We start from the raw sequence: 10919 nt of genomic DNA on the forward strand, positions 1-10919 counted from the left end.
TCTTATTTATTTACTTACCATAGATATTATATGTTAGAATATATATTTTGTCAAACATTTTTTATATTTATTACCTAGTATTATGTTTTTGTCCTAAACGATCATTTAGCCAATTCATACAGGGCATGGGCATATATCCTGGTTATTTTCATCAGATGTTCAATAGATATAAATTCATCTTTTTGGTGAGCTACTTCTTTTTGTCCAGGGAAAACTGGCCCAAAAGCTACAGCATTTTCCATAGCCCTTGCATAGGTTCCACCCCCAATAGCAATTGGCTCACTATCTTTATCTCCTGTTTGCTCTCTATATACATCCATCAATTTTTTAACTAAAAAATTGTCCTTAGGTACGTATAAAGGTTTAGTGTCCTCTTTACCTTCTATTAATTGAATACCTGTTCCCTTTAGGTTATTCCTAATGCCACTGTATACTTCTTCTGAACTACTCTTAATAGGATATCTAACATTTATAGTCAACTTAATTTCTTCGTTACTCAATCTAATCATACCAGGATTAAAATTCAATTTCCCCGAAACATCATCTTCTAGTCCACAGCCAATTCCTTCCCCATGATGTTTGAAAGCAATCTTTCCATTATACATATTTACAAATTCACATACATCACATTCGCCATCTAGTATTTCCCCTAAAAAGCTCATTAGGTAACTAATAGCATTTTCACCTTTTTCCGGCGTACTCCCATGGGCAGATACTCCTTTTGCAATTATCTTTACCCTATTTTTATCTTTTACCATAGATAGTGGGTATTTTGTTCTTTCAATAAAATCATCTAATTTTTCTTCTATTACAGAAGGTTCTTTTACTTCCAATACTGCCTCACAGTAATCTGGTACCATATTAGGAGCATTGCCACCTTTTAAGCCTTTTACTACTATATCACCACAGTTATTAGAATCTAATTTTTTCACCAAGTCAAATACAATTATACCCTTTTCCCCGTATATAGCTGGAAACTCAGCATCAGGTGTAAATGCCATATCTGGTGCTTTTTCATGAGCAAAATAGTGTTTCATACAGCCCCAACCAGTCTCCTCATTAGTTCCAAATATTATCCTTATCTTCTTACTTAAGGGTACCTTTGATTCCTTTAGTGCCTTCATAGCATACATACAAGCAATGGCTGGACCCTTATCATCCGCAGTTCCCCTACCATATATTTTCCCATCGTGAATTTCTCCACCATAAGGAGGATAAGTCCATCCATCTCCTTCTGGTACTACATCTAAATGCACCAAAACCCCAACTACCTCCTGGCCATCACCTAGGTCTGCATGAGCTGCATAATTATCTAAATTTTTTGTATCAAATCCCATCTCCTCTGCCAAATTCAGGGCAAATTGTAATGCTTTATATGGTCCCTCTCCAAAAGGCATATTAGGCTTTGCATCTTCTTCTACACTTTTTATAGCTACGATATCCTGTGTAGATTTCACAATATCTTCTTCATAGCTATCTATCAGCTTGATAAATTCCATAGTATCACCTCTTTTGATTTTTAAAAATAATTTCTTTTTCACCTATGGTTTCCAATACCATCTTTCATATACATTATATCCTTACATATTATTTCCTACAACTTTTAACACAATTCTTTTTATATTAAAAATGTAAATGGTTACACTATATTTTAGAAATATTGAATTAAGGTGGGGATAAATTGAATAGAAAAAAATTGTCTTTTTTATTGCTAGTGATTGGGTTAGTTGTATCTACCATATTAATTTACGATCTGTATTATCCATCACCAAGCTTGAAGGAAATGAAATTAGGGGATAGGATAACTGTTTGGATCCTTACCATAGGATTTTTGATCTACTATATCAAAACCCATTCTAAACCTCAACTAGTTCCCTCAGTATTAAGTAACGAAAAAGATAACAGTAGGGATAGGGATAAACCTAGCATATCTTTTAAAGATGTAGCAGGTTTAGAAGAAATAAAAGAAGAGCTCCAGGAAACAATAGATTTCATCAACAACTCAAATAAATATAGGCGAATGGGAGCAAAGATCCCAAAAGGAATTCTTTTTTATGGACCTCCTGGTACAGGCAAAACCTTACTTGCTAAAGCGGTAGCTGGTGAAACTAGCTCTACATTTCTCTATGCTAGCGGATCTGAATTTGTAGAAAAATATGTAGGAGTTGGAGCTAAAAGGGTAAGGACCCTTTTTGAAAAAGCCAAAAAAGATTCCCCAAGCATAATATTTATTGACGAAATCGATGCCATTGGTACAAAGAGAAATCTAGAATCAAACAATGAAAAGGATCAAACCCTCAATCAACTACTAGTGGAAATGGATGGATTCAATACCGATGAAACGGTAATCATCATAGGAGCTACCAATAGATTAGATCTATTAGATGAAGCCTTGTTAAGACCAGGAAGATTCGACAGACATATATTTGTAGGAAATCCTAATATGAAGGCGAGAGAGCAAATACTTAAAGTCCATACAAAAAATAAACCTTTAGATAAATCAATAGATATCGAAGACATCGCCAAAAAAACTCATGGACTGTCAGGAGCTGATTTAGCCAATATAGCTAATGAAGCCGCTATAATTGCTGTAAGAAATAATAATAACAAAATCCATCTAGAGCATTTCGATGCAGCTATAGAAAGGGTATTGGCAGGACTTGAAGTAAAAAATCCTACAGTGCTATTAAAAGAAAAAAAGACTGTCGCAATACACGAAGCAGGTCATGCTATAGTGTCCAAAATACTTAAAACAGATATGGTACAAAAAATATCCATTATCCCTAGAGGTCAGGCTTTAGGTTATGTACTAAAATTTCCTGATGAAGATAGATATCTATTAACTAAACAAGAATTGATGAACAAGATATCAGGATTATTAGCAGGTAGGGCAGCAGAACAATTGATTTTTGATGAGGTTACAACAGGAGCCAAAGATGATTTAGATAAAGCCACTCACATAGCAAAAGAAATGGTTTGTAGCTATGGAATGAGCTCTCTAGGTCCTATGGCCTTAGACGAACACCATATTCGACACAGCTATGATATGATACGAAAGGAAATCAAAGATATCCTGGATAGAGGATATAGAGAAGCTACAAAAATACTTAAAGAAAACAAGGATATATTAAACCATATAGCAGATACACTACTGGAAAAGGAAACTATCAATAGCGATGAACTAGATGATATATTTAAGCTATATGAAAAACCTATGGATTGTGCAACATAGATAGCAAAAGAGCAAGTAAATTTACCTGCTCTTTTTTTACTATATCCTATTTTCTACCTCATCTAGCACACTATCAATAAACTCCTGTACTTTAAACTGTCCTATATCCCCTTCATCCCTTTTATTTACAGATACCAGTCTATCCTTTACTTCTTTTTCGCCTACGATAAGCATATATGGTATCCTCTGAAGTCTAGCTTCCCTTATCTTATATCCGATCTTTTCAGCTCTATCATCTATACTTACCCTAATACCTCTATTTTCCATTTCTTTTTTTATTTCGTAAGCGTAATCATTAAATTTATCCGATATTGGAAGAACAGTAGCTTGAACTGGAGCAATCCATACAGGGAATTTACCTGCATAATGTTCTATCAATATTCCCATAAACCTTTCAATACTTCCTAATATAGTTCTATGAACCATAACTGGACGTTTCTTTTCATTATCCTTATCCACATAGGTTAAATCAAATCTTTCAGGCATTTGAAAATCCAATTGAATTGTACCACATTGCCAAGTCCTTCCAATAGCATCCTCTAGATGGTAGTCAATTTTCGGACCATAAAAAGCTCCATCTCCTTCATTTACAGTATACTCTATCTCCTTCTCTTGCAAAGCTTCTTTTAAGCTATTTGTTGCCAATTCCCATTGTTCCTCAGTACCCATGGAGTTTTCTGGCCTTGTGGATAACTCCACATGGTATTTAAATCCAAATACACTATATATATAATCGGCCAAATCTATTATGTCCTTAATCTCATCCTTCACTTGAGAAGGCAACATATATAGATGAGCATCATCTTGAGTAAAACTTCTCACTCTCATCAATCCATGGAGAGTACCAGAAAGTTCATGTCTATGAACTAAACCTAATTCACCCCATCTTAAAGGTAAATCTCTATAACTATACATTTGAGACTTATATACTAATATAGAACCAGGACAATTCATTGGTTTTATAGCATAATCCTTATCATCAATTTCTGTAAAATACATGTTTTCCCTATAGTGATCCCAGTGGCCTGATCTACGCCATAGATCTTCATTTAGGATCATTGGAGTCTTTATCTCTCCATAGCCTCTTTTTGCATGCTCTTCCTTCCAAAAGTCCTCTAATATATTTCTAACAACCATCCCTTTTGGATGGAAAAATGGAAATCCAGGACCTTCTTCATGAATGCTAAATAAATCTAACTCCTTACCTAATTTTCTATGGTCTCTCTTCTTAGCCTCCTCTAGTCTGTGAAGATATTCTTCTAAATCCTTCTTCTTCTCATAAGAAGTTCCATATATCCTTTGAAGCATCTTATTATTCTCATCTCCACGCCAATAAGCTCCTGCAATGCTTAGTAGTTTAATCTGCTTAACCTTTTTAGTATCCAATAGATGAGGTCCAGCACACAGATCTACAAAGTCTCCTTGTTTGTAAAAGGATATCTCTTCATCTTCAGGTAAATTTTCTATAAGATCTACTTTATACACTTCGCCTTTTTCTTTAAAGTATTCTAAAGCTTCATCCCTAGCCATAACAAGCCTTTCCATAACATGGCCTTCCCGGGCAATTTTAACCATTTCCTTTTCGATCTTTTCTAAATCCTCCGGCGTAAATCTATGTTCAGTATCAAAATCATAGTAAAAACCATCTTCAATAGCTGGGCCTATAGCAAATTTCACATCAGGAAATAGTTTCATTACTGCATGAGCCATTATATGAGCTGATGTATGCCAGAATATCTCCTTTCCTTCTTTATCTTCAAATTTGACAATCCTAACACTGGCATCTTCATCAATAGTCTCCTGCATACCTTTAATTTCCTCATTGACTACAGCACCTAGGGCTACTCTAGCTAATCCTTCACTAATATCCTTTGCAACTTCTAATACCGTAATACCTTTGTCATATTCTTTAACCGAATTATCTGGTAAGGTTATCTTTATCTTTTCCATCATAATACCTCCTCCTATTTCAATAAAAAAACCCCTCGTCTCTGCACAAAGCAGGGACGAGAGGTTTACTCTCGTGGTTCCACCCTAATTGGTTCTCATTTTAATAACGCAAATTTGCGGACATCCTTCAGCTTATAGCTTAGGATACGGCTTAGGGGTGGTCTTCAGTCGATAATCTCTTTGGGAGGCTTTCAGCCTAAGGCACTCCCTTCTCTTTAAGGATCAGTTGACTTACTCTTCCCTTCAACGCCTTTATATATTGAGCTTATATTGATTATATATTATAACTATATATACCCAAAAGGTCAAGAAATATTTATTAATTTGAATTATTTTTTTGCCAGTTTGTCATTAAATGCAATCCACTTTTGGCCATATTCAGATGCTCGTACCTTTTTAACTTCTTTTTGATATTCCTTTTCTATGCTTTGCTTAAAAAGCTTACCAGTACCTAAAAATGCAAAAGCAAATAAATAAGGTTTTATTATTAGGATAGTTTGAATAATCAAACCTTCATTAATAACGGATATTTTCGCATAGGAAATCCACTGATATCCAGAATAGACCTTCATTATAGCTGCAAAATCAAATATTAATGCTAGTATGAGCTTGTACAGTCTCCCATCTATATTTCTATAAAGTAGAAAACTCCACATGCTATATATAGAAAATATAACGATTACTATACCTAAAAAATCAAAAGGTGTATATAGATGGACTACACTATCAATATATTCATCCCTCTTAAATCTGTCATGAAATTTTTTATATTCATTAGTATCTAGCCTTTTTTGTTCCAGCTTAATACTGCAAATAATAGTGACTATTATCAGAATCGAAATCAAAATTCGAAATAGATTTATACCCTTCACAAAAAATGCCCTCTCTCGTGTCATTTAACATCCCCTAAGGTTGTTATTAATTCTTCCATAGATAGCATCTCCTGTTCTCCAGTTTCCATATTCCTTAGGCTATACCTTCCCTGTTTAATTTCCTCTTCACCAATGACTAAAGTAAATGGAATATCAAGCTTATCTGCAAATCCAAATTTTTTTCCCATCTTTCCTGTTTCCATATATATTTGGGTGTTTATATCCTTTTCTCTTAAACCACTTGCTATTTCTATAGCTTGGTCTAAACAACCCTTCATTGGAATGATCAATACTTTAGTTAACGAAACATCTTCGCATTTTATTAATTTTGCTTCAGTTAATTGGTAGAACAGTCTAGTAAGCCCTATGGATATACCTACCCCAGGAAGTTTTTGCTTAGTATAGTATCCAGCTAAATTGTCATATCTACCCCCTGAGCAAATGCTTCCTATATTCGGGTAATCATCTAGGAAGGTTTCATATACTGTACCTGTATAATAATCTAACCCCCTTGCTATAGTCAAATCGATAATATAGTTTTCTTCAGGCACCCCAAAAGCCTTTACATAATGATTTACAGCAGTTAGCTCCTCTAGCCCCTCTTGAAATATATCATTTTTTATTTTTAATTCCTCTAGGCTTTGTAACTTTTCTTCATTAGTCCCTGATATCTGTATAAATTGGGTGATTTCTTTAATTGTATTCTGATCCAAACCTTGCTTTTTTAGTTCATCTTCTACTTTATTTAATCCTATCTTCTCTAACTTATCAATAGTTCTTAAGACTTCCGTAGAATCTGAAATTCCCAAATTTTCAAAGAAACCTTTTAATACTTTCCTGTTGTTGATTTTTATAGTGAAGGAATCAAATCCCAAATCCTTGAAAGTAGAATATATAATACTCGGGATTTCTGCATCATTAACTATGTCCAGTTTCCCATTGCCTATTATATCTATATCACATTGATAAAACTCCCTAAATCTACCTCTTTGAGCCTTTTCTCCCCTATATACCTTTCCTATATGATATCTTCTAAAGGGAAAAGTTAGCTCAGAAAAATATTGTGACACATAACGGGCTAGGGGTACTGTTAAATCAAATCTTAATGCTAAATCCGTATCTCCCTTTTCAAATCTATATATCTGTTTTTCTGTCTCTCCACCGCCCTTAGCCAATAGCACCTCTGCTTTTTCTATTACAGGTGTATCTATAGGTAAAAATCCAAACCTCTCATAATTATCTCTTATAATATCTAACATCTTATTAAACAATATTTGCTCTGATGGAAGTAACTCCATAAAACCAGGCAATATAGATGGTTTTATTATATTATTAGTCATATATGTACCCCTCCAAACCATATGTATTTTATTATAATGATATCATGTATATAAACTTTTTCAAATAAAATCCTATATTATTTCATGAAAAAATAAAAAGAAGCTGCAAAATCCAACTTCTGATTATTTTCCTCTTTTAACTTTTATCTCTCTATTACACTTTTCACATCCTTGACAGGTATATACTCGATCTTGAAATACATTAACAATCACTTTTACTACATCTTCGTCTTTAAACTTTTCATCTAAGTGTAAAACTATCCTTTTCGGTGCTATTACGATCAATGTACTTATCAATATGTCGTCCTTGCTTATGTTGGTATTATCTATCTCTGTAATAATTTCTGAGAAAAAATCCTTATCAATGGTATTGCCTTTATCATCAAATAATTTATAATCCATGTCTTCAAAAACTAGATTGACTAAATCATATTTTGGTTCTTGTGATTCAACGAAATATTGCAATATTTTTATAAACTCCCTATATTCCTTTTCAACAGTAAATTCATTAATCCCCTTTTCAACAGCTAAATCTATTAAAAAATCTAATCCTTCCAGTCTAAATGTAATGAAACCATCAATTAATATAGTAGTATTATTAAATAAATAATCCTTTATTTCCATATATATATGCTCTTTTTCCGCTAAAAAGTTTTTTCTATCTAATAGTAGCTCCTTCGATATTTTAGCTATTTCTTTCCTTTCATTGACTTTTAAATCCTCTCTATAGATATAAAGATTTCTATTGATAATATCTTCAGAATACACATATAGTATGATATCCAATACAGCTTTAGCAATACTATTAGAAAATTCCTTATAAGTTATAGATTTGTTACTATCTAAATTTACATCTATAATATATCTAGAATCATAAATATTATTGTCAATCTTTGTTTCTTCATCGGGAAAATAACCATGTACTATTTCTATCGCTTTATCCATATCCTTATTTAGTCCAATAGTTACGTTCATTTCCTATTCACTCCCTTCTGTTACTAGTATGCTCTCTAGGAACCTGCCTATTCAATATAAAGAGTTACTATATTGGCAGTATAGACCAATTACAGTTCCAACATCTACAATCTTTTTATTACTTAACCATATAGGCCTTTTTCTGTATTTTTTTATAAATTTTAATATCTTCTCTTTATCAGGATGGGAATCAAGCTTACCGGTAAGTAAGATATCATCTCTAGATAAATTCCCACAAGTACCACCAATAAAACCATAATCATATCCTGGTAGCTCAATATACCCTGGCTCTATTAACAATACATCAAAACCTAAATTTTTTATTTTTTTACTTATCACATAATCTGCTGTTATAAAAGCTTTATTATCGATAATGGCCATCGAACATTTAGTATACCCTTGATTTACATGAACAAACTCCAAACTCTGCTTCTTGAGATAAAATTTTAATTTTTCATCAGTATATTTAAAATTATGTACAGCTAAACCATCCATCCTACCAACATTATATGCAATATCCATTGGATAGGCTTTACCTAATTTTGTTTCACCTTTGATTAAATTTATACCCAAACCATATAGCTTTTCCTCATAGTATTCAAAAACATTAGGTGCTATAATCAAAGTATTGTGATCAACCGGATGCATAACTATATCTGGGTGGTAGGATATTGGACTTGCTACATCCTTGCATGATATTGTAGGTATTATATTTAACTTAAGCTTTTTTAAATTACCTATAATCTCAGTAGGTACTCTGCCATCAATTATTATAGTATTTGCCTTTTTTAGTGGAATAAAAGGGTTTTTTGACATAATCTCCATCCTCTTATATGTATTATCGTTAAATATATAATTATCACAAATTTGAACACAAAACAACCTCCTATTATAATAGGAGGTTTAATGGAGGCGGCACCCAGATTTGAACTGGGGAATAAAGGTTTTGCAGACCTCTGCCTTACCGCTTGGCTATGCCGCCATTTTAGAATTTGTGAATAAAAATACTTTCTACCAGCATTAACGGCTCCGACTAAGCGATTCACACAAAATCGAAATACACGATTTTGGTTCCCTGCTTATGCCTTACCGCTTGGCTATGCCGCCATTTTAGAATTTGTATGGAGCGGAAGACGGGATTCGAACCCGCGGCCCTCGCCTTGGCAAGGCGATGCTCTACCACTGAGCCACTTCCGCAAATAAGCTGGTGCCCAGAGGCGGAATCGAACCACCGACACGGGGATTTTCAGTCCCCTGCTCTACCTACTGAGCTATCTGGGCTTGTGTACCACAATTGATAGTATACAAGATTATTTTAATAAAGTCAATAGCTAATTATCGATTAATTTATGCAAATCTTCTTCAGAAAATAGATATTTATTATTGCAAAAATGGCACACCACTTCAGCTTTCCCATCTTCTTTGATCATATCTTCTATTTCTTCTCTACCTAAGCTTTGTAGCACACTTTCGATCTTCTCCCTTTTACAATTACATTTAAACTCTATTGGTTTTTTGTCTAGTACTTCCATTTCAAATATACCGAATAGCTCTTCCATCACTTCTTCAGGAGTTAGACCTTCATCTATTAGAGTTGAAATAGGCTTTGCTTTACTTAATATTTCTTCTATTCTATCAATATCCTCTTCGGCAACATTTGGGAGCAATTGAAGCATATAACCACCTGCAGCCTTCACGGAAATATCTTTATCCACTAAAACTCCCAAGTTTATTGCTGATGGCTGTTGTTCAGATATATAAAAATAGTTGACTAGGTCCACCGCAATTTCCCCAGATACTAAATTAGCCATACCAATATAGGGCTCCTTTAAACCTAAATCCCTTATGACTACCAGCTGTCCATTTCTACCTACTAATCCACCTACATCTAATTTCCCATCGGCTCTTGAAGGAACATCTGCATATGGATTGTCCACATATCCTTTTACCTCTCCTCTGTTGTTAGCAACGGTTACGATGCTTCCAACAGGCCCATCACCTTTTATTTTAAAGGTCAAAGAATCCTTCTCACCTTTCATGGCAATTCCCATCATAGCCGCTCCTGTCAAAGCCCTGCCTAAAGCAGCAGTGGCTGTAGGAGAAGTATTGTGTATTCTCCTTGCTTTTTCTACTAGATTAGTTGAGCTTGCAACAAACAAGCGTAAAGTCTTATCCTTGTTTATCCCACGAATAATATAATCCTCCATAACATACTCCTTTGTATTATATTATTTTATATTATTTTTTAAATATTTAAAGCCCCTATTAAGGGGCTTGATTGCTACCGTTATAAAACGTATAAAAGAGAATCAGGATTATAGTTTAATAACATTAGTAGCTTGAGGACCTTTTTCTCCTTGAACTATTTCAAATTCAACATTTTGTCCTTCTTCCAAAGTTTTAAATCCCTCAGATTCGATTGCTGAATAATGTACAAATACATCTTCGCCTTCTTCAGTGGAAATAAAACCATAACCTTTTGTAGCGTTAAACCACTTTACAGTACCTTTTACCATTTAAAACATTCCTCCAATACAACAATTTAATAGA

At 33.7% G+C, this 10919-nt stretch carries 9 protein-coding genes, 3 tRNA genes and 1 other annotated feature (1 of these 13 running past the window's edge); of the genes, 1 reads left to right on the forward strand and 11 read right to left on the reverse strand.

Going from position 1 to position 10919, the window contains the following annotated elements:
* Positions 1 to 5, reverse strand: a sequence feature (ribosomal protein L20 leader region) (it extends 139 nt beyond the left edge of the window).
* A gap of 96 nt (positions 6 to 101) precedes the next feature.
* Complete coding sequence (gene pepV / locus C3E88_RS11480) at positions 102 to 1499, reverse strand: dipeptidase PepV (RefSeq protein WP_236910327.1); 1398 nt, start codon at positions 1497 to 1499, stop codon at positions 102 to 104.
* 182 nt (positions 1500 to 1681) lie between these two features.
* On the opposite strand from pepV, the gene ftsH reads away from it, so the two are divergent.
* Positions 1682 to 3232, forward strand: coding sequence for an ATP-dependent zinc metalloprotease FtsH (gene ftsH / locus C3E88_RS11485; RefSeq protein WP_236910328.1), 1551 nt, complete (start codon positions 1682 to 1684; stop codon positions 3230 to 3232).
* 39 nt (positions 3233 to 3271) lie between these two features.
* Here the strand turns inward: ftsH and thrS are convergent, their stop codons facing one another.
* The 10 genes from thrS to C3E88_RS11535 all read right to left on the reverse strand — a co-directional run bounded on the left by thrS (position 3272) and on the right by C3E88_RS11535 (position 10885).
* Positions 3272 to 5182, reverse strand: a complete 1911-nt coding sequence (thrS, locus tag C3E88_RS11490) for a threonine--tRNA ligase (RefSeq protein ID WP_236910336.1) — start codon at positions 5180 to 5182, stop codon at positions 3272 to 3274.
* Between the two features lie 329 nt (positions 5183 to 5511).
* A complete protein-coding gene (locus C3E88_RS11495) occupies positions 5512 to 6078 on the reverse strand; it encodes a hypothetical protein (RefSeq protein ID WP_236910329.1) in 567 nt (188 codons plus the stop codon).
* The gene (gene hisS, locus C3E88_RS11500) at positions 6075 to 7394 is read right to left on the reverse strand and encodes a histidine--tRNA ligase (protein ID WP_236910330.1); all 1320 of its coding nucleotides are present in this window, start codon (positions 7392 to 7394) and stop codon (positions 6075 to 6077) included. The genes C3E88_RS11495 and hisS overlap by 4 nt, the downstream gene beginning before the upstream one ends.
* 123 nt (positions 7395 to 7517) lie before the next feature.
* The gene (gene ytxC, locus C3E88_RS11505; protein ID WP_236910331.1) at positions 7518 to 8369 is read right to left on the reverse strand and encodes a putative sporulation protein YtxC; all 852 of its coding nucleotides are present in this window, start codon (positions 8367 to 8369) and stop codon (positions 7518 to 7520) included.
* A 51-nt stretch (positions 8370 to 8420) separates the two neighbouring features.
* A complete protein-coding gene (locus tag C3E88_RS11510) occupies positions 8421 to 9185 on the reverse strand; it encodes a DUF6873 family GME fold protein (protein ID WP_236910332.1) in 765 nt (254 codons plus the stop codon).
* A 91-nt stretch (positions 9186 to 9276) separates the two neighbouring features.
* Positions 9277 to 9351 (reverse strand) — tRNA-Cys (locus C3E88_RS11515).
* Between the two features lie 140 nt (positions 9352 to 9491).
* Positions 9492 to 9566 (reverse strand) — tRNA-Gly (locus C3E88_RS11520).
* Positions 9567 to 9574: 8 nt separating this feature from the next.
* A tRNA-Phe gene (locus tag C3E88_RS11525) sits at positions 9575 to 9650 on the reverse strand.
* A gap of 50 nt (positions 9651 to 9700) precedes the next feature.
* Positions 9701 to 10576, reverse strand: coding sequence for an Hsp33 family molecular chaperone HslO (gene hslO, locus C3E88_RS11530; RefSeq protein ID WP_236910333.1), 876 nt, complete (start codon positions 10574 to 10576; stop codon positions 9701 to 9703).
* A 108-nt stretch (positions 10577 to 10684) separates the two neighbouring features.
* Entirely contained in the window at positions 10685 to 10885 is a 201-nt protein-coding gene (locus C3E88_RS11535) for a cold-shock protein (protein WP_236910334.1), read from the reverse strand.
* Positions 10886 to 10919 lie beyond the last annotated feature (34 nt).

Origin of the sequence: Clostridium sp. Cult3 (assembly GCF_021655115.1) — a bacterium.
Taxonomy (GTDB): Bacteria; Bacillota; Clostridia; order Tissierellales; family Tepidimicrobiaceae; genus PPXY01.

Excerpts from the sequence above, each read along its gene's own strand:
- pepV (WP_236910327.1), bottom strand. The coding sequence starts at position 1,499 with ATGGAATTTATCAAGCTGATAGATAGCTATGAAGAAGATATTGTGAAA.
- thrS (WP_236910336.1), bottom strand. The coding sequence starts at position 5,182 with ATGGAAAAGATAAAGATAACCTTACCAGATAATTCGGTTAAAGAATAT.
- C3E88_RS11495 (WP_236910329.1), bottom strand. The coding sequence starts at position 6,078 with ATGACACGAGAGAGGGCATTTTTTGTGAAGGGTATAAATCTATTTCGA.
- hisS (WP_236910330.1), bottom strand. The coding sequence starts at position 7,394 with ATGACTAATAATATAATAAAACCATCTATATTGCCTGGTTTTATGGAG.
- ytxC (WP_236910331.1), bottom strand. The coding sequence starts at position 8,369 with ATGAACGTAACTATTGGACTAAATAAGGATATGGATAAAGCGATAGAA.
- C3E88_RS11510 (WP_236910332.1), bottom strand. The coding sequence starts at position 9,185 with ATGTCAAAAAACCCTTTTATTCCACTAAAAAAGGCAAATACTATAATA.
- hslO (WP_236910333.1), bottom strand. The coding sequence starts at position 10,576 with ATGGAGGATTATATTATTCGTGGGATAAACAAGGATAAGACTTTACGC.
- C3E88_RS11535 (WP_236910334.1), bottom strand. The coding sequence starts at position 10,885 with ATGGTAAAAGGTACTGTAAAGTGGTTTAACGCTACAAAAGGTTATGGT.